The 18,387-nt window shown below is 62.0% G+C and carries 17 protein-coding genes; 13 read left to right on the top strand and 4 right to left on the bottom strand.

What is annotated here, in order from left to right:
- Positions 1-92 precede the first annotated feature (92 nt).
- From BG841_RS07380 to BG841_RS07340, 9 genes are all read left to right on the top strand, one after another.
- On the top strand, positions 93-1,094 hold the full coding sequence (locus tag BG841_RS07380) for a flavin reductase (protein ID WP_070057068.1): 1,002 nt from the start codon (positions 93-95) through the stop codon (positions 1,092-1,094).
- A gap of 20 nt (positions 1,095-1,114) precedes the next feature.
- Complete coding sequence (locus BG841_RS07375) at positions 1,115-1,888, top strand: glucose 1-dehydrogenase (RefSeq protein WP_070057067.1); 774 nt, start codon at positions 1,115-1,117, stop codon at positions 1,886-1,888.
- Between the two features lie 41 nt (positions 1,889-1,929).
- A complete protein-coding gene (locus BG841_RS07370; protein WP_070058732.1) occupies positions 1,930-2,721 on the top strand; it encodes a fumarylacetoacetate hydrolase family protein in 792 nt (263 codons plus the stop codon).
- A 23-nt stretch (positions 2,722-2,744) separates the two neighbouring features.
- A complete protein-coding gene (locus BG841_RS07365) occupies positions 2,745-3,641 on the top strand; it encodes an acetaldehyde dehydrogenase (acetylating) (protein ID WP_070057066.1) in 897 nt (298 codons plus the stop codon).
- Between the two features lie 10 nt (positions 3,642-3,651).
- Positions 3,652-4,683, top strand: coding sequence for a 4-hydroxy-2-oxovalerate aldolase (gene dmpG, locus BG841_RS07360; RefSeq protein WP_070057065.1), 1,032 nt, complete (start codon positions 3,652-3,654; stop codon positions 4,681-4,683).
- Positions 4,684-4,687: 4 nt separating this feature from the next.
- A complete protein-coding gene (locus tag BG841_RS07355; RefSeq protein ID WP_070057064.1) occupies positions 4,688-6,016 on the top strand; it encodes a spinster family MFS transporter in 1,329 nt (442 codons plus the stop codon).
- A 122-nt stretch (positions 6,017-6,138) separates the two neighbouring features.
- The gene (locus BG841_RS07350) at positions 6,139-6,891 is read left to right on the top strand and encodes an SDR family NAD(P)-dependent oxidoreductase (RefSeq protein ID WP_070057063.1); all 753 of its coding nucleotides are present in this window, start codon (positions 6,139-6,141) and stop codon (positions 6,889-6,891) included.
- Positions 6,892-7,011: 120 nt separating this feature from the next.
- A complete protein-coding gene (locus tag BG841_RS07345; RefSeq protein WP_198929169.1) occupies positions 7,012-8,343 on the top strand; it encodes a spinster family MFS transporter in 1,332 nt (443 codons plus the stop codon).
- Between the two features lie 91 nt (positions 8,344-8,434).
- The gene (locus tag BG841_RS07340) at positions 8,435-9,367 is read left to right on the top strand and encodes a 2-hydroxyacid dehydrogenase (protein ID WP_070057062.1); all 933 of its coding nucleotides are present in this window, start codon (positions 8,435-8,437) and stop codon (positions 9,365-9,367) included.
- Positions 9,368-9,483: 116 nt separating this feature from the next.
- On the opposite strand, the gene BG841_RS07335 is transcribed toward BG841_RS07340, so the two are convergent.
- Entirely contained in the window at positions 9,484-10,251 is a 768-nt protein-coding gene (locus BG841_RS07335) for an SDR family oxidoreductase (RefSeq protein ID WP_070058730.1), read from the bottom strand.
- 262 nt (positions 10,252-10,513) lie between these two features.
- On the opposite strand from BG841_RS07335, the gene BG841_RS07330 reads away from it, so the two are divergent.
- Entirely contained in the window at positions 10,514-11,833 is a 1,320-nt protein-coding gene (locus BG841_RS07330; protein ID WP_070057061.1) for a serine hydrolase domain-containing protein, read from the top strand.
- A 51-nt stretch (positions 11,834-11,884) separates the two neighbouring features.
- On the opposite strand, the gene BG841_RS07325 is transcribed toward BG841_RS07330, so the two are convergent.
- The 3 genes from BG841_RS07325 to BG841_RS07315 all read right to left on the bottom strand — a co-directional run bounded on the left by BG841_RS07325 (position 11,885) and on the right by BG841_RS07315 (position 14,787).
- Positions 11,885-12,532 carry an EthD domain-containing protein gene (locus BG841_RS07325; protein WP_158007601.1) on the bottom strand — a complete coding sequence of 216 codons (648 nt, stop codon included), beginning with the start codon at positions 12,530-12,532 and terminating at the stop codon, positions 11,885-11,887.
- Between the two features lie 128 nt (positions 12,533-12,660).
- Positions 12,661-13,668 carry a GGDEF domain-containing protein gene (locus BG841_RS07320; protein WP_070057059.1) on the bottom strand — a complete coding sequence of 336 codons (1,008 nt, stop codon included), beginning with the start codon at positions 13,666-13,668 and terminating at the stop codon, positions 12,661-12,663.
- 246 nt (positions 13,669-13,914) lie between these two features.
- The gene (locus BG841_RS07315; RefSeq protein WP_070057058.1) at positions 13,915-14,787 is read right to left on the bottom strand and encodes an AraC family transcriptional regulator; all 873 of its coding nucleotides are present in this window, start codon (positions 14,785-14,787) and stop codon (positions 13,915-13,917) included.
- A 138-nt stretch (positions 14,788-14,925) separates the two neighbouring features.
- Here BG841_RS07315 and BG841_RS07310 point away from each other — a divergent pair, with 138 nt between their 5' ends.
- From BG841_RS07310 to BG841_RS07300, 3 genes are read left to right on the top strand one after another with little or no spacing between them, the layout of a single operon-like run.
- Positions 14,926-16,416: a CoA-acylating methylmalonate-semialdehyde dehydrogenase gene (locus tag BG841_RS07310; protein ID WP_070057057.1), complete on the top strand. Its 1,491-nt coding sequence runs from the start codon at positions 14,926-14,928 to the stop codon at positions 16,414-16,416.
- A gap of 5 nt (positions 16,417-16,421) precedes the next feature.
- Positions 16,422-17,588, top strand: coding sequence for an acyl-CoA dehydrogenase family protein (locus BG841_RS07305; RefSeq protein ID WP_070057056.1), 1,167 nt, complete (start codon positions 16,422-16,424; stop codon positions 17,586-17,588).
- A gap of 9 nt (positions 17,589-17,597) precedes the next feature.
- On the top strand, positions 17,598-18,377 hold the full coding sequence (locus BG841_RS07300; protein WP_070057055.1) for an enoyl-CoA hydratase: 780 nt from the start codon (positions 17,598-17,600) through the stop codon (positions 18,375-18,377).
- Positions 18,378-18,387: the final 10 nt, after the last annotated feature.

The raw sequence follows: 18,387 nt of genomic DNA, 5'->3' as shown, positions 1-18,387 counted from the left end.
AACCGGTCGATAGTCCATAGAGACGATGTTCAGGGCCGGCGAGCCCCCGATACTGAGGCTAACCCAGCAAGTCATACATGAGGTGTACCACCATGGCCAAAGCCAGCTTCGACCCCCGGGAATTTCGCTCGGCACTGAGCACCTTCACCACAGGCGTCACCATCATTACCACGCGGGCCGAGAACGGCGAGCCCGTTGGCATTACCGCCAACAGTTTCAACTCGGTGTCGCTGAACCCACCCATGGTGTTGTGGAGTCTGGACAAATCCGCCATGAGCCTGTCGGCGTTCACCAACAACAAACACTGGAACGTACATATCCTGTCGACCGAACAGGAAGCCTTGTCCGGGCGTTTTGCGTCCCGCGGGGAAGACAAGTTCAAAGGCCTGGAGCTGGATCCGGGCATCAACAATATTCCGTTGCTGAAGAACTGCACGGCCCGCTTCAACTGTCGCACGGCCTTTATGTACGAAGGCGGTGACCACATGATTTTCGTGGGCGAAGTCCTCAACTTTGACAAAACCGACCTGCCGCCACTGGCCTTCCAGAGCGGCCAGTATGCGCTGGCCGCCCGCAAACCACGGGAAGGCGTTCAGCTTGGTGCCACCCCGACTCCGGAGTGCAGCTACACCGAAGATCTGCTGGGCTACCTGGCCGGACGGGCCCATTTTCAACTGGTCGCCTCGTTGCGCAACCTCTTGCAGAGTCAGCGACTGGATGAGCAGCAGTTTTTTATCCTCTCGGTCCTCAGTATTCAGGACAATCTGACCCTGGAAGAAATCAACCGGTTTGTTGATTACACCGGCAGTTCGGTGAGCCGCGCGGAAATGGACAAACTGCAGGAATACGACCTGGTGGTGCGGGTAAACCAGGCCGGTGACGACCGTTACGTGCTCACTGCTGACGGCCGCGATGCCTCGGTCCAGCACATTGCTCTGGCCAAAGCTGTTGAGGAGCAGGTGATTGACCAGCTGGGTGCCGGTGAAACCGAAGCCCTGAAATTTCTGCTCAAGCGCCTGATCAAGATCACCGATCCCGGTCTGCCGGACCTGTGGGGCGGCGGCGAGACCAACAAAACCGAGCAAACCGCCTGACGCGAAAGAAGGAGTGTGACATGAGCCTGATTGATCGTTTCCGCCTGACCGGCAGTGTGGCCGTGATTACCGGGGCAGGCAAAGGCATTGGTCGCGCCATTGCCCTGGCCTACGCCGAAGCCGGTGCCCGGGTGGTCTGCGCCGCCCGCACCCTGAGCGACGTGGAGGCGGTGGTCGCCCAAATTCGCGATAACGGCGGCGACGCGATCGCCGTCCGTTGTGACGCCACCGACGCCGGTGACCGTGAAACCCTGGTAAAACAGGCGCTGGACGCCTTTGGCACCATCACCCACCTGGTCAACAACGTGGGCGGCGGTGGCCCCAACGACCCGCTGACACAATCCTGGCAGGAACTGGACCGGCTGCTGCATTTCAATGTGACCACCGCTTACCACCTGACCCAGTTGTGCGTGCCCCACATGCGCGAGGCCGGTGGCGGCAACATCATCAACATCACGTCGGTGGCCGCCCGCTATGTACAACCCAATTTCAGTGCCTACGGCACCGCCAAAGCGGCCCTGACCCACATGACCAAGCTGCTGTCCCAGGACTTTGCTCCGGAGGTACGCATCAACGGCATTGCCCCCGGTCCGGTGATGACCGACGCCCTCGCCAAGGTGATGCCGGACACGGTCAAGGAAACCATGACCCGGAACACGCCTCTGCAGCGCCTGGGTGAAGTTGAAGATATCGCTGCGGCAGCCCTGTATCTGGCGTCACCCGCATCGGGCTGGGTGTCCGGCAAAATCATCGATGTGGATGGCGGTGCCGATACCAGCGTATTCCCGAGCTGAACCCATTCATTCCACCGAGCCGGTTGAGAGACACCACCATGATCGACGACAACCTCATTCAAGCCCTGGGCGACGAACTGTTTGACGCCCTGCAATCGGGCACCAGTCTGGCCCCGCTGACCGAGCGTTACCACGACCTGACCCTGGACCAGGCCTACCGGATCTCGCTGCGCTTTCTGCAGCGCCGAGAAGCCGCCGGGCAACGGGTCATCGGCAAGAAAATCGGGGTGACCTCGAAAGCCGTCCAGGAAATGCTGAACGTGCATCAGCCTGACTTCGGTTTTCTCACCGACGCCATGTCGGTGCCGGACGGCAGCGCCGTGAGCATGGCGGAACACCGCCTGGTCCAGCCCCGGGCCGAAGGTGAAATCGCCTTTATCCTGGCAGCAGATCTGAACGGCCCCGGAGTGACCGCCAGTGACGTGCTGGCCGCCACCGAATGGGTGGTGCCCTGCTTCGAGATCGTCGATTCACGGATTCGCGACTGGCAGATTGCCATCGAAGACACGGTGGCCGATAACGCCTCCTGTGGCGTTTTTGCCCTCGGCAGCGGGCGTATCAACCCGCGTACCGTCGATCTGGCCAGTGTCGAACTCACCATGACCAAGAACGGTGCACCCGCCGGCAGTGGCCTGGGTTCGGCGGTGCAGGGCCACCCCTGTGAAGCGGTTGCCTGGCTGGCCAACACCCTGGGCAAACTGGGCATCCCCTTCCGTAAGGGTGAAATCATCCTGTCGGGTGCCCTCGCGCCGCTGGTGCCTGTGGCCGCCGGCGACCGCTTCGCCATGAACATCACCGGTCTGGGTTCCGCCAGCCTGACGTTTACCGACTGAGTCTGTTACCGGAGAGTCAAACAATGAGTAAAAAAATCCGCTGCGCCCTGATCGGTCCGGGCAACATTGGCACCGACCTGCTGTACAAGCTGCAACGAAGCGAAGTCCTCGAACCCGTGTGGATGGTGGGCATCGACCCTACCTCTGAAGGTCTGCAACGGGCCCGGGACATGGGCCTGAAAGTTACCGCCGACGGGGTCGACGGACTGCTGCCGCACATACAGGACGACGATATCCGCATTGCCTTTGATGCCACCTCGGCCTACGTCCACGCTGACAACAGCCGTAAGCTCAACGAGTTGGGCGTCCTGATGATCGACCTGACGCCCGCTGCGATCGGCCCGTACTGTGTCCCGCCGGTCAACCTGGAAGCGAAACTGAACCAGGGCGCAACCAACGTCAACATGGTCACCTGTGGTGGTCAGGCCACCATCCCTCTGGTGGCCGCCGTGTCCCGCGTGCAACCGGTGGCGTACGCCGAGATCATTGCCACCGCGGCGTCCAAATCGGTGGGCCCCGGCACCCGCAAGAATATTGATGAATTTACCCGCACCACCGCCAGCGCGGTGGAACAGGTCGGCGGCGCCCGGCAAGGCAAAGCCATAATCGTTATCAACCCGGCTGAACCACCACTGATCATGCGGGACACGGTGCATTGCCTGGTGGAAGGCGAGCCCGACCAGGACGCCATCACCGCGTCCATTCATGCCATGATCGGCGAAGTACAGAAGTACGTACCCGGCTACCAGTTGGTGAACGGCCCGGTGTTTGACGGCAACCGGGTGTCCATCTTCATGGAAGTTGAGGGACTGGGAGACTATTTGCCGAAATACGCCGGCAACCTCGATATCATGACCGCCGCCGCGGCCCGCACCGCCGAACTGTTCGCCGAAAAACTACTCACCCAAACTGTGGCTTAAGGAGACTGTCATGAACCTGCAAGGCAAAAAGATCACCGTTCACGACATGTGCCTGCGCGATGGCATGCACCCGAAACGCCATCAGATTTCCCTCGCGGAGATGAAGTCTATTGCGCAAGGGCTGGATGCCGCAGGCGTCCCCCTGATTGAAGTTACCCACGGCGACGGTCTGGGTGGCGCATCGGTAAACTACGGGTTCCCCGCGCACACGGATGAAGAATACCTGTCGGCGGTTATTCCGCTGATGAACAAGGCCAAAGTGTCGGCCCTGCTGTTGCCCGGGATCGGCACCGTGGATCATTTGCGCATGGCCAAAGACCTCGGTGTGAATACGATTCGGGTGGCCACCCACTGCACCGAAGCGGACGTCTCGGAACAGCACATCACCGAAGCCCGCACGCTGGGCATGGACACCGTGGGTTTTTTGATGATGGCGCACATGAACACGGCCGAAGGCCTGACCCAGCAAGCAAAGCTGATGGCAAGTTACGGCGCCAACTGCATCTACATCACCGATTCGGCCGGTTACATGCTGCCCCACGACGTGCATGAGCGGGTTACCGCCATCCGCCAGGCGCTCGGTGACGACATCGAAATCGGTTTTCACGGCCATCACAACCTGGCCATGGGGGTGTCCAATTCCATTGCCGCCATTGACGCCGGTGCCACCCGCATTGATGCCGCCTGCGCCGGTCTGGGCGCAGGCGCAGGCAACACACCGATGGAAGTGCTGGTGGCGGTCTGTGACCGCATGGGCATTGACACCGGGGTGGATGTGTTTGGTATTCAGGACGTCGCAGAAGACCTGGTGGTCCCCATCATGGACTTCCCGATCCGCAGCGACCGGGATGCCCTGACCATGGGCTACGCCGGGGTCTATGGTTCTTTCCTGCTGTTCGCCAAGCGCGCCGAAGCCAAATACGGTGTGTCGGCGCGGGAAATTCTGGTGGAAATGGGCCGTCGCGGCATGGTCGGCGGGCAGGAGGACATGATCGAGGACACCGCCCTGACACTGCTCAAACAGCGCCAGGCTACCGCGTAACCTCATGTCCGTGACCGCCGGCGCCCGTCGGCTGGGGTGGCGCACCCACGGGTTTCTCACGCTACTGGTGATCACCTACGCCGGCAGTTTCATGGGGCGTCAGATCATGTCGGTCATGATCGAACCCATCAAACTGGAGTTCAACGCCAGCGACACCGCCATGGGGTTGATCTCCGGGCTGGCGTTTGCGGTGGTGTACGCCTTTTTGGGGCTGCCCGCCGGGCGCCTGTCGGACCGATACAGCCGCGCCAAAGTGCTGGCTTTCAGTTTGGGGTTGTGGGCCTTTGCCACACTGCTGTGCGGCTTCGCCGTCGGTTTCTGGATGCTGATTGTGGCGCGCATGCTGGTGGCCGCCGCAGAAGCGCCGGTGACTCCGGCATCCCTGTCGCTGATTGCGGACCTGTACCCGCCCCACCGGCGCTCGCTGGCGATCAGCTGTTTCACCGGCGCTCCCACCATTTCCAGCATTGTCGGTCTGAGTGCCGGTGCCTGGATAGTCGGCGCGTTTGGCTGGCGAACCGGGTTCTTTGCCATTGGCACCCCGCTGATACTGATGTCGCTCATTTTCGGGCTGGTGGTGCGCGAGCCCGCCCGGGGCAGATGGGATATAGGCGGTGGGGAGGCGCCACCCAAAGAAGGTCTGGTTCAGGCAGCCCTCAAACTGATCCGCAACCGCAGCTGCCTGATGCTGATCGGCGCCAGCGCCATCACCACCTTCGGGGCTTTTTCCTTTGCCATGTGGAACACCGCTTTTCTGGTGCGCTCCCATGGGCTTTCCTTGCAGCACGCGGGCATTCTGGCCGGAGTGGTGACCGGTGTTGCCGCGGGGGTCGGCAGTCTGTTCAGCGGCTGGCTAACCGACCGGCTCAGCGCCCGCAACCGGGCCTGGCTGGTGCGCATGCCGCTGATCGGTCACGCCGTGGCCACCAGTGCCATGGTTGCCTATTTGCTCACTCCGGCCGGTATCGCCTTTGAGCTGGCCGGGGTGCCGGTGCCCGGTGCCATGCTCTGGTGTGCGCTGTCGGGCTTCTTTACCGTTTTCTGGGTGGGTCCCTCCTTCAACCTGTTGACCCAGCTGGTGACCCAATGGCAACGGGCCACCGCCATTGCCCTGCAAACCGTGTTCACCACCCTGCTTGGCGTCGGTCTGGGGCCGCTGGTGACCGGGGCTCTCAGCGATGCGCTGACCCCTTACGCGGGCGACGAGTCCCTGCGGTACGCCCTGGTGCTGGTGAGTTTGACGGTGCTGATACCCATCGGGCTGTTATGGACCTTGCTGCGTCACCAGCCTTGGCATCAACCGGCCGCCCGGGTACAGCCGGCAACGGTTTAAGCCCACCCGGCACACCAGCCCGCCCCTGACACCAAAATATCCAAACGGACGATGCCGCTCTGCGTCGCTGTCTGGGACTCTGTGGTCTCGCGCTCGTTCTAACAAAAACAAGGAGTTGACTCATGTCACAGCAAATGTTCGGATTACAGGGGCAAACCGCCCTGGTCACGGGGGCCGGTCGCGGCATGGGCGTTGGAATTGCCCGCACCCTGGGCCGGTTGGGCGCCAGAGTGGCGGTGAACGATCTGTTCACGGAGCGGGCGGCAGACACCGTTAACACGCTGCGCGCTGAGGGCATTGATGCCTTTCCCGCCGCTGCGGACATCACCGACTACGATCAGGTCGCCGCCATGGTGGCCCGGGTGAACGCCGCCACTGCTGGCATTGACATTCTGGTCTCCAATGCGGGCGTGCCTGCAGAGGGCATGGGTTACAAGAAGTTTTTGGCCTCGACACCGGCAGACTGGCAACGGTTCGTCAACCTGAACATGTTCGGGCTGATGAACATCTGCCACGCCACAGTGCCCGGTATGCAAGAACGCGGTTACGGCCGTGTGGTCGCCATTACCTCGGAATCCTGGCGCGCTGGTCTGCCCATGGGCATCGCCGCCTACGCCGCCTCTAAAGCCGGGGCGGTGGGTTTTATCCGCCATCTTGCGGCCGAAACCGGGCGCTCGGGCATCACCGTCAACGCACTGTCTCTGGGCACCATGAACAACTGGGATTCCGACGCTTTGGCCAAAAAGACCTGTTTTGTACCCCGGGCGGGCAGCCCGGAGGACGTGGGGGCCGGCGTGGCCTATTTCGCCTCCCCGGAGGCAGCCTGGGTCACGGGCCAGGTGCTGCCCCTGAATGGCGGGGCGTTAACCGCCTGAACCGCTCCGCCGCCCGCCACACAAGGGCCGGCGGGCAGCAATATGGTCTGAACAGACGATGCACGCCTGCTCGCGGACGGCCGACTATGCATCAACTATAAAAACAACAGGAGCCTCTCTGTGCCCTCTGAACCAACCGTCACCTGGCGCACCCATTACGCGCTGGGGATGCTCGCCATTATTTATGTGTTCAATTTTGTTGACCGCCTGCTGGTGTCGATCCTGATCGAACCGATCAAGCTGGAGTTTGGCGTGTCGGACACCCTGATCGGCCTGCTGTCAGGGGTGGCTTTCGCGATATTTTACACCGTCTTCGGAATCCCCATCGGCCGGTTGTCGGATCGTATTGGCCGCAAGCCGGTGGTCGCCGCAGCATGCGTTGCCTGGAGTGTGATGACCATGCTGTGCGGAGTGGCCACCAGTTTTGCGATGCTGCTGCTGTTTCGCATTGGCGTCGCCATCGGGGAAGCCGGTGGCTCGGCCCCGTCGGTGGCCATGGTGTCGCAACTCTATCCGGCCCGGTTGCGTTCCCGGGCGTTATCCGTGTTCATGATGGGGCCGGCCATCGGGGCCGTAGCGGGTCTGGGGCTGGGGGGCTGGATTGCCGAGCTGTATGGGTGGCGCTGGGCCTTTATCCTGATCGGCGCCCCGGGCGTAGCCCTGGGCGTTCTTCTGGCGCTGACCGTCCGCGAACCCAAAGCCCCGGTGGCACCTGCTGCTCAGGCACCCGACGAAAGTCTGGCCGATACGCTCAACCAGCTGCTGCGCACGCCCGGGTTTGGCTTGATTATGCTGGCCGCCAGCGTGGCCACCGTAACAGGCATGGCGGTCGGTACCTGGAACCCCAGTTTTCTGATTCGCTCCCACAGTCTGAGCCTGCAGGAGGCCGGCTTCCTGATGGGCGTAGGCGGCGGCCTCGTCTCGGTACTGGGCACCCTCACCTGCGGGGTGGTCACTGACCGGTTGAATAGCCGCGACAGTGGCTGGCAACTGGGAACGGCGCTGCTGGGCACCATTCTCAGCATCCCCTTTGGCCTGTTGTTTTTCCTCTGGCCCAGTGGCTTGGCTGTTCACATCGGCAGCATGGCGGTGCCTCAGGCGTTTCTGTTTTACGCGGGATTTGCGTTTTTCGGGGTCTGGTGGACAGTGCCCATCTTCGGTTCCTTGAGTCACTTGTTTCCCGCCCGCCAGCTGGCACAAGCCACAGCCCTGTTGTTTATGGGCAACACCCTGCTGGGCGTGGGTCTGGGGCCGCTGCTGGTGGGCCTGCTCAGCGACTATTTCAGCCCCTCCCTGGGCGGAGAGGCCCTGCGCTACGCGCTGGCCATCTGCATCGGGCTGCTGGCTGTTTCCTGTGTGAGCCTGTCTGTGGCGATCCCCCGTTACCGCCACCAGGTCAAAAATTATCCGGTTCAGGCCCTGGCACCGGCCGCAGCCGCGCAACCGGCGTAATACTCGCCGGTGACGCTGTGCCGCGAGCGGCTCGCCCGGTGGAACAACCATCACGCCCTGTGAGGCGAAGAGTTTGAGGTGAAAGAACGCAATGAAGCCCACCCTGTTACTGCTGTGTCGCTTGCCCGACAGTTTCGTCAACCGCTTAGGCGAACATTTCGACTGTCAGTTGCACTGGGCACTGGACGAGGTGCAATTCACCGCGCTGGCCCCCAAAGTGCGCGGCGTGGTAACCGCCGCCAATGCCAGCGTCCCCCGTTCGCTGATTGCCCAACTCCCGGCGCTGGAAATCATTTCGGTGCTGGGTGTCGGTTACGACGGTATTGACCTTGAGGCGGCCCGTGAACACAAGGTCCGCGTGACCAACACCCCCGGATTATCCACCGAAGACATCGCCGAGTTTGCCATGGCGCTGCTGCTGTGCGCCGCCCGCCAGATTGTCAATGCCGATCGCTTCGTCCGCCGGGGAGACTGGGCAACGGGGCGTTACCCCATGACCCCCCGGGTGTTCGGCGGACGCATCGGTATTGTGGGCCTGGGGCGCATTGGCCAAGCGGTAGCGACCCGGGCCGAGGCGTTCGGGATGGCGGTTGCCTATAGCGGACGCACACCCAAGCCCGACCTGCCCTACCGCTGGTGCGACGATGTGCGCGACCTGGCCGCGAGTGTCGACTTTCTGGTGGTGTGCGCCAGCGGTGGGGCCGAAACCGACGGTCTGATCAACCGGGCGGTACTCGCTGCGCTGGGTCCCCGCGGTGTGTTGGTCAACATTGCGCGCGGCTCCATTGTCGACGAAGATGCCCTGCTGGAGGCCTTGCGCGAGGGCAAAATTCTGGCCGCCGGCCTCGATGTGTTTGGCGACGAACCCCATGTTTCACCCGCCCTGAAAGCGCTCCCCAATGTGGTGCTGACGCCGCATATGGCGAGCAGCACTGAGGCGACCGTGCAGGCAATGCTGGATCTGGTGTTCGCGAACCTGGCGGCTCATTTTGCCGGCGAACCGGCCCTGACTCCGGTAAACTAGCGCTGGCGGATTGTGCCCTTTTCCGGGATCGGACACCGGGCAAACAGCCAGGGGGAAGGCGTCAGTTATTTACCAGCCCCAACCCGCGCGCGAAGGGGCTTGACCACCTAACGGTCTCAGAACTTGCCAGGACGGATCATCGCGTCCATGCCGCCGTCGGCAAACAGCACGGTACCGTGGATAAAGCTGGCCTGCTCGGACAGCAAAAAGCGAATGACGTTCGCGGCTTCTTCCGGTTTGCTGCCACGCCCCAGGGGCGCCACAAAATTGCGGGTGGCTTCACCATACTTGGGGTCTTCGGTGGAGGCTTTATACAATGGGGTTTCCACCACACCCGGTGCCAGGACATTGACACGAATGCCCTGTTCAGCCCATGCCCGAACCTTGCGCCGCACATACACGGTAACCGCGTACTTCGAGCCCGCATACGCCATACTGGGATTGTTGTCCTCGTTGGCGGCCGCCACGGCCCCATCGAAGTCCCCCGACAGCATGGCTTCAACCATAGGCAACTGATCAGCGCCGGTTTGCACAGAGGCGACCGAACCAACCACTACGGCTGATGCTTGTGTGCCTTTTGAGAGCGCATCCGCCAGACCATCCAGCAATTCGGTTACGCCAAAATAATTTACCGCTACAATCAGACCGCAGTTCGGCGCGGTGATGCCCAGACCGGCACACAGCACCAGATGGTCCAGCACACCCCCGCTGGCTGCCAGCACCTGGTCAACCGCACTCCGGCGTCCCTCGCCGGTCGACAGATCGGCGTTGACGTCGCTGCCACTGCGATCGATGCCAATCACGGTGTGGCCCGCGTCGCAGAGTTGTTGGCTCAGGGCGGCGCCGATTCCCGATGCCGCGCCGGTTACCGCTGTAATAGGCATGATATTGTTCTCCCTCAAGTGGTTAGCATCCCCGATGCGTCCAGGCTGAACAGGCTTCAGGGCTGTTTTTATGCTGGCTTCGAGCAACTGTAGCATGGCCGAACCGCCCCGCCCCGGCATCGTCAATTCGGACCAGTTGGCCACCATTTTCCTTTACAGCACCCGTCTTTGATCCAAACAGACGATGTCATCGCCCCCAGTCCGGGCAAACTTGAGCCCAGACCATGTGATTCAAACACCGAACTGCAACAGGGAAAGCGTTATGAACAACAAGTCCAAACTACGACTGCTGGCAACCTCCTGGCTGCTGGGTGCCTGCACCGGATTGCTGCTCAGTGGCGGGGCGCTGGCGGCAACCACGGCGCAGCCTGCCACCCCCTGGATGAGCGGGTTTCCCCCCGCCGATGACCGCCTGATCCGCAATTCCGACCGCGACTATTTTGCCGGCGACAAGCTGCGCTGGACGGTGTGCCACCTGCGCGAGCTGTTTCCTTCCAAGGTTTTGCACCGGGGCCTGGGCGCACCGGTGAATCTGGACTACCAACTGGATCCGGCAATCGCCGAGGTGACCTTTACGCCCACCGGCACAGACACCCCCATGAGCTGGGACCAGGCGTTTGACGCCAATCACACCGACGGCGTGATCGTGCTGCATGACGGCAAAGTGGTGTACGAGCGTTACGCCGGGTGCCTGGACGAGATGGGTACCCATGCGGCCATGTCGATGACCAAATCGCTCACCGGGCTGCTGGCGGAAACCCTGATTGCCGAGGGCGTGCTGGATGAAGCGGCCCTGGCCGGTGAGTTGATTCCCGAGTTGCAGGGCAGCGCGTTCGGTACCGCAACCCTGCGCCAGATTCTCGACATGACCACCAGCCTCAAATTCAATGAGGACTACAGTGGCAATTTTCTCGACCCCGATGGGGATTTGTGGAAATACTCCACCGCCACCAGCCCCATGCCCCAGCCGGAGAGCTATCAAGGTCCGCGCAGCTTTTTCGGGTACCTGCAGACCGTGCCGGCCGACGGGGCGCATGGTGAGGCGTTTGCCTATAAAACCATCAACACCGATGCCCTCGGCTGGATCATTGCCCGCGCATCGGGCAAGTCCGTCAGCGAATTGTTGTCCGAACGGATCTGGCAGCGTATGGGTGCCGAGCAGTCGGCCTATTTCACCATCGACTCCATCGGCACCCCCTTCGCCGGCGGCGGCCTGAATGCGGGTTTGCGGGATCTGGCCCGCATCGGCCAGCTGATGCTGAATGAAGGCAAGTTCAACGGAGAACAGCTGGTGCCCGCCGCCGCCGTGCGCAACATCCGCCAGGGCGGTGACCCGGCGCTGTTCGCCAAAGCAGGCTACACCAGCATGCCCAACGGCAGCTACCGGAGCATGTGGTGGTTTTACCACAACGACAACGAGGCTTATGCGGCCCGGGGCGTTCATGGCCAGACCATTTATATAGACCCGACCGCCAGGATGGTGATTGTGCGCCTCGCCTCCCACCCGAAGGGCGCCAATGCCCACAACGACCCGACCTCCCTGCCGGCGTATCAGGCCGTCGCCGATTACCTCACCCGCTGAGCCACTCCGGGCGGGACGCACGCAAGTTGTTTCCCGCCCGGGGCGCCGGATTCACGGCACGTAAGCCTCAAATTGCCGGGCCAGGATGGCCTCCGGCGTAGCGTGCGTACTGACGGTTACCGGGGTCACCCGTCCCGGCAGCTGTTCCAGCTGCGGCCGATGGAGCTCGCGTCCCTCCTCCATGGACAGCCACACCAGCGCGTCGTAGGGGAAGTCTGCGTCTGGGTGGACCGTGTCGAGACTGGCATGACGAATACCGGAAGACCTTGCCACCAGTGCGTGCGCGGCCGCTTCTACCGCCGCCTGAAAGTCCGTCTGCGCGGCACCGTCGCGCTCAACCATCAACACCAGGCGCCGACATTCAGCGGCCATGGGCGCAGCAGTAGCGCCCACCAGCGTCTGTTCGCGCACGCGGGCAACACGAATGCACTCGGGCTTCATGAACTTCCGCTCGTCCTCCAGCATCATCGCCCGGGAACCAGACCCCATGACATCGCCACTTTGAAACCCGGGGGCCATGGCGAATTGGCTGACGCAATCAAAGTCCAGCCCGCCGGGGGCGGCGATCACATGATTACGGATGTACCGGCGGAAGGGAAAGTGCTTCATGGCCAGCCAGCAGTGGTGGTGTTCGTAATAATGCCGAAACGCCGCAGGCGAAAGTGTGTCACATCTGGAGATCAGGGATAGGGTCTTCATGGTGTGGCCTGTGTCTGTGCAGCCGCCCCGGTATAGGGCTTTGCCGATAGCTCCATCTTCCTCCCCGGGCAGGCCGCCGGCATCGTCAAAGCAGACCAGATGCTTCGGGCACCGATCGGCCCCGCCAGCTAGCCCGGCGTCACGGGATCCGGCGCGGCCCCATCGGAGCAATGCACCACCGCGTCCCTGCCCGAGGCTTTGGCCTCGTACATCGCTTGATCGGCCTCTTTCTGCCATTGCTCCCGGGACATGCCCGGTTGCAAGCAGACCACGCCGCAGGAAATGGTGACCGGTTGCCCGCTCGGGGTGAACAGCCGGGTTCTGACCGCCTGGCGCAACTTGGCCACCACCGCTTGCTGGCTGTGGATGTCGACGGCGCTGAACAGAATCACAAATTCCTCACCGCCATACCGGTAGATCTGGTCGTAGGGCCGGATGACCGACTTCATGATGTCCACCAGCCCGATGAGTATCGAATCCCCGACGGCGTGCCCGTATCGGTCGTTGACGGATTTGAAGTGGTCTATGTCCACCATCGCCAGAGCGTAACCGGTACCCGTCCGGTCAAAATTGGCAATAGCCGACGTCAGTTCCAAATCCATGGCGCGCCGATTCCGGGTGCCTGTCAACGGATCGATGAAATTCAGGGTCTTGAGTCGCTGCTGCTGCTTGTCGGCACGGCTCGCATAGATGTACGAACAGATGGATAACAGGGCTGCGGTAATCACAAACGGCACCGGATCAACGATGCTGGCGAGGTCGTAAAATATCACCAGCACGGCCACCGTCGTGCCGCTGATGATAAAAGCCTCGGAGGGGCGCGCCAGAAAGAAGGCCGACATCAGGCAGGGATAAAGCCAAAGTAAGGCGTCGAGCCCGTTGATCATGGTAGCGCCGACCGCGCCGGCGCTGGTGCCCAGTGCCGCCACCAGGCCAGTCACCCGGGTATCTTCCGTGCGCCAGGCCTGCACTACCACTGCGATGATGAACAGCACCAGCGCGCCATCAAGCGCCATCCCCAGGGTACTGCCCTGTTGGTATCGGATCACGCCCATCACCGCAATGGCGGGGGCGGCAAAAACTCCGATCAGGGTGATGATGGAGAGCCGGAAATCGTTTCTAAGGCGGTAGCGCATCTGGTCACATCCCTGCGAAGCAAACACCCCGGTCTGGCTTGATTACCCCACACCCCTGACCCAGCGTGTGTTTGTTCGATTGTGCTGTTCGTTATTATTAATTGCATCAGCGGCGATTATCCCATTCAACGCCACCAGTGTCGTAAAAGTATACATACCATTGAGAGCAACTCAAGCCCGGATGCGTCGGGCACGATGAAATGAGAACTTGCGCGCAACGTTAGCGGGCGTCAACCGGGAAGCGACCTAATGCCGGTGGGTGTGCCGGTAGACCGCCGGCGCCTGCCCCATGATTTTTTTGAACAGACGGGAAAAGTAGTAGCTGTCGTCGTAACCCAGTTGGGCGCTGATGGCGCGGAAGCTATCCGTGGTGGTGTCCATCAGCTGGCAGGCACGCTCCACCTTGAGGTGGAGGAAGTGCTGTACCGGGGACACCCCGGTCATACGCCGATACCGGGTGGCGAAGTGGGCGGGCGACAACCCGGCCAGGCTGGCCAACTCTTCCAGCGTCAGCCGCTGCTCCAGATTGGCCTTCATATAGTCGTGAATGGTCTCCAGACTGAACGGCTGCCGGGTGTGGTCGGCGCGGGCATACAATGGCACCGAAGCCAGCAGTTGCCGCAACCGGCTGGCGGAGTGCACCAGTTCTTGCAACCGGAACCCGGTTTGCTGCACCGCCAGCAAGCCGCTGAAATCAAGCAACAAGCGGGGCTGTTGACCGACGGACAGACACACACCCTCCCCAAACCCCATATGTGCAGCGAACGCCGGCGCCAGGGCACCGCTGTAATGCACCCAATATATTGTCCATGGGTGCTCCGGATCGGCGCTGTAGCGGTGCGCCATGCCGCGGGGAAGCAGCAGCAAATCACCGGCCTCCACGGTGACTGCCTCACCATTGGCGTGCAGATAGGCGCGACCGTCGGTGCAATAGATCAGCAGATGATCGTTGTGACTGGGGCGTTGCATATGGTGGCCACGGGCGATGCGATAGTGTCCGAAAGCCAGTGGATACAGGTCGTTGGTCAACGGATTATCGGCGAGCAGGGCCACCATTGGTTCCGGAATAACGTACCGGGTGCTGTTGGCGGGTACCGGCCACTGGGATGTTCTAGCCATTCGCTCAGTCCTTTTACAATCTAAATATAATCCATCCTGGAAAAAATTTAGTCAATCACCATGGCCACCTTGCTGTGCTAGCATCAAGTCATACCCTTGTCCCAAACACTACAACAACAAATCCCCTGAGGTTTCATCATGACGAATGTAAAGCTCTTCCTCGAAGGCGAATTCCAAGACAGTCAGACCAGCGAATGGATTGACGTCACCAATCCGGCCACCAATGAAGTCATCGCCCGCGCGCCCGTCACCACGGAGGCGGAAATGCAACGGGCCATCGAGTCGGCCGGCGCAGCATTCCAATCCTGGCGCGAGGTACCGGTGCCTGAGCGGGCCCGGCTGATGATGCGCTACCAGGCGCTGCTGAAAGAACACCAGGACGAAATTGCGGAGATCCTGTCACAGGAAACCGGGAAAACCTTTGACGACGCCAAGGGCGATGTCTGGCGCGGGATTGAGGTGGTCGAGCACGCCGCCAACATTCCCTCCCTGCTCATGGGCGAGACCGTCGGCAACGTCGGCCGGGGCATCGATTGCTACTCCTACACCCAGCCACTGGGCGTCTGCGCCGGTATCACGCCGTTCAATTTCCCGGCCATGATCCCCCTGTGGATGTTCCCGCTCGCCATTGCCTGCGGTAACACCTTTATTCTCAAGCCCTCCGAACAGGATCCGCTGACCCCCATGCGGCTGGCCGAGTTGTTCGTCGAGGCGGGTGCGCCCAAAGGCGTGCTGCAAGTGGTGCACGGCGGCAAGACCCAGGTCGACACCCTGCTCACCGACCCCCGCGTCAAGGCGTTGTCGTTTGTCGGTTCGGTCCCGGTTGGGCAGTACATCTATGAAACCGGCACCCGTCACATGAAGCGGGTACAAAGCTTTGCCGGTGCGAAAAACCACATGGTGATCATGCCGGATGCGGACAAGGACCATGTGATCAGTGCCCTGGTGGGTGCCTCGGTCGGGGCCGCCGGTCAGCGCTGCATGGCCATTTCGGTGGCGGTGTTTGTGGGCGAGGCCCGGGAGTGGATTCCGGAACTGAAAGACGCCATCGCCAAGGTCCGTCCCGGTGCCTGGAACGACCCCGAGGCGAGCTACGGCCCGGTGATCAGCCCCGCTGCCAAGGCGCGGATCGAGAAGCTGATCGGCCAGGGGGTGGAAGAAGGTGCCAATCTGCTGCTGGACGGCCGCAACTACGAAGTAGACGGGTTCCCGAACGGCAACTGGGTGGGCCCGACCGTGTTCAGCGGGGTCACCCCGGAGATGAGCATCTATAAAGAAGAGATCTTCGGCCCGGTGTTGTGCTGCACCGAAGTCGACTCGCTGGATGCGGCCCTGGAGCTGGTCAACGCCAGCCCTTACGGCAACGGCACGTCGATTTACACCAGCTCCGGCGGTGCTGCGCGCCGTTACAATCACGAAGTGGAGGTCGGCCAGGTGGGAATCAACATCCCCATTCCGGTGCCCCTGCCCTTCTTCTCGTTCACCGGCTGGAAAGGCTCTTTCTACGGTGACCAGCACGCGTACGGCAAACAGGGCGTCAAGTTCTATACTGAGACCAAAACCACCACCGCACGCTGGTTCTCCAGTGATGCCGTGGCCGGCCCGAATTTCTCCATCAAACTGGATTAGTCGATATGAACTTTGATCTCACCGAAGATCAGCAAGCGTTCCGCGACGCCGCGCGAACCTTTGCTGAGAAAGCGATGGCCCCCGAGGCCGCGCGCTGGGACGAAGAGCACATTTTCCCGGTGGAGGTGATCGCCGAAGCCGGCCAGCTGGGGTTCTGCGGCCTGTATGTGCCGGAGGAGCTCGGCGGGCTGGGCCTGTCCCGGCTGGACACCTCGGTGGTGGTGGAAGAGTTGGCCGCGGCCTGCCCGTCCACCGCCGCGTTCATCACCATTCACAATATGGCCACCTGGATGGTGGCCTGTTTTGGCAACGACCACATTCGCCAGTCGTTTTTGCCCAGGCTGGTGAGCGGCGAATGGCTGGCGTCCTATTGCCTCACCGAACCGGGTGCAGGCTCCGACGCCGCCAATCTGCGCACCAAAGCGGTTCGGGACGGCGACGAATACCGGATCTCCGGTTCCAAGGTGTTTATCTCCGGCGCCGGTGCGACCCAGGTGTTGGTGGTCATGGCCCGCACCGGCAGCGCGGACAGCGGTGCCCGGGGCATCTCCGCGTTTGTGATCCCCGCCGATGCCGACGGTATTCACTATGGCAAGAGCGAGGACAAAATGGGCTGGAACAGCCAGCCCACCCGCCAGATCACTTTTGATCAGGTGCGGGTGCCGGCCAGCAACCGTCTGGGCGAAGAAGGCGAAGGCTTTCGTTTTGCCATGCAAGGTCTGGACGGCGGCCGGCTCAACATAGCCACCTGCTCCCTCGGCGGCGCCCAGGCCGCGCTGCTGCGGGCGCGCAATTACGTGCAGGAGCGGGAACAGTTCGGCAAGCCACTGGCCGCCTTTCAGGCCCTGCAGTTCAAACTGGCGGATATGGCCACCCATCTGGTGGCCGCCCGCCAAATGGTGCGCCTCGGTGCCTGGAAACTGGACCAGGGGGATCCGGAGGCCACCCTCCACTGTGCCATGGCGAAACGGTTTGCCACCGACGCCTGTTTTGACGTGTGCAACGACGCCCTGCAGTTGCACGGCGGTTACGGATACATCCGCGAGTACCCACTCGAGCGTTACCTGCGGGATCTGCGGGTGCACCAGATTCTCGAAGGTACCAACGAAATCATGCGATTGATCATTGCCCGGCGCGTACTGGAGCCGGGGGTGATCGAAGCCATTCAATAAGGACCGGACATGAGTGCTCAAATCAAACTGGAGAAACGCGAACACATCGCGCTGTTGACGATTGCCAATCCACCAGCGAATACCTGGACCCAGGCCACCCTTGCCCAGCTCGCCGACATAGTCACCGAATTGAACAATGACGCCGATATGTACGCGCTGGTGATCACCGGTGAAGGGGACAAATTCTTTTCCGCCGGTGCCGACCTGAAGCTGTTCGCTGACGGCGACACCGGCACCGCCGCCACCATGGCTCAAGCTTTCGGCGATGCGTTTGCGGCCCTGACGGCGTTTCGCGGCGTGTCCATTGCGGCCATCAACGGCTATGCCATGGGCGGCGGTCTGGAGTGCGCCCTGGCCTGCGACCTGCGGGTGGCCGAGGAACAGGCACAAATGGCCCTGCCAGAGGCCAGCGTAGGCCTGTTGCCCTGCGCCGGCGGCACCCAGAATTTGCCCTGGCTGGTGGGTGAGGGCTGGGCCAAGCGCATGATTCTGTGCGGTGAGCGGGTCAGCGCCGCCACGGCCGAGCGCATCGGCCTGGTGGAAGAAGTGGTCCCCCAAGGTGAGGGCCTCAACCGTGCGCTGGAACTGGCCACCATGGCGTGCAAACAAAGCCCGTCGTCCACCGCCCGTTGCAAGCAGCTGGTGATGAGTGCGCGGGATGGCCGCGCCCACAGTGATGGCTGGCGCATGGAGCGGGAACTGTTCGTGGAACTGTTCAGCACCCAGGACCAGCGCGAAGGCGTGAATGCGTTTCTGGAGAAGCGCAAACCCAATTGGACCAACCGCTAACCCGAGGCTG

The sequence above is a fragment of the Marinobacter sp. X15-166B genome (genome assembly GCF_001752365.1).
GTDB lineage: Bacteria > Pseudomonadota > Gammaproteobacteria > Pseudomonadales > Oleiphilaceae > Marinobacter.
The sequence above is the reverse complement of the archived record's forward strand: the minus strand, read 5'-3'. Positions and strand labels throughout refer to the sequence as shown.

Excerpts from the sequence above, each read along its gene's own strand:
- BG841_RS07380 (WP_070057068.1), top strand. The coding sequence starts at position 93 with ATGGCCAAAGCCAGCTTCGACCCCCGGGAATTTCGCTCGGCACTGAGC.
- BG841_RS07375 (WP_070057067.1), top strand. The coding sequence starts at position 1,115 with ATGAGCCTGATTGATCGTTTCCGCCTGACCGGCAGTGTGGCCGTGATT.
- BG841_RS07365 (WP_070057066.1), top strand. The coding sequence starts at position 2,745 with ATGAGTAAAAAAATCCGCTGCGCCCTGATCGGTCCGGGCAACATTGGC.
- dmpG (WP_070057065.1), top strand. The coding sequence starts at position 3,652 with ATGAACCTGCAAGGCAAAAAGATCACCGTTCACGACATGTGCCTGCGC.
- BG841_RS07355 (WP_070057064.1), top strand. The coding sequence starts at position 4,688 with ATGTCCGTGACCGCCGGCGCCCGTCGGCTGGGGTGGCGCACCCACGGG.
- BG841_RS07350 (WP_070057063.1), top strand. The coding sequence starts at position 6,139 with ATGTCACAGCAAATGTTCGGATTACAGGGGCAAACCGCCCTGGTCACG.
- BG841_RS07340 (WP_070057062.1), top strand. The coding sequence starts at position 8,435 with ATGAAGCCCACCCTGTTACTGCTGTGTCGCTTGCCCGACAGTTTCGTC.
- BG841_RS07335 (WP_070058730.1), bottom strand. The coding sequence starts at position 10,251 with ATGCCTATTACAGCGGTAACCGGCGCGGCATCGGGAATCGGCGCCGCC.
- BG841_RS07330 (WP_070057061.1), top strand. The coding sequence starts at position 10,514 with ATGAACAACAAGTCCAAACTACGACTGCTGGCAACCTCCTGGCTGCTG.
- BG841_RS07325 (WP_158007601.1), bottom strand. The coding sequence starts at position 12,532 with ATGAAGACCCTATCCCTGATCTCCAGATGTGACACACTTTCGCCTGCG.
- BG841_RS07320 (WP_070057059.1), bottom strand. The coding sequence starts at position 13,668 with ATGCGCTACCGCCTTAGAAACGATTTCCGGCTCTCCATCATCACCCTG.
- BG841_RS07315 (WP_070057058.1), bottom strand. The coding sequence starts at position 14,787 with ATGGCTAGAACATCCCAGTGGCCGGTACCCGCCAACAGCACCCGGTAC.
- BG841_RS07310 (WP_070057057.1), top strand. The coding sequence starts at position 14,926 with ATGACGAATGTAAAGCTCTTCCTCGAAGGCGAATTCCAAGACAGTCAG.
- BG841_RS07305 (WP_070057056.1), top strand. The coding sequence starts at position 16,422 with ATGAACTTTGATCTCACCGAAGATCAGCAAGCGTTCCGCGACGCCGCG.
- BG841_RS07300 (WP_070057055.1), top strand. The coding sequence starts at position 17,598 with ATGAGTGCTCAAATCAAACTGGAGAAACGCGAACACATCGCGCTGTTG.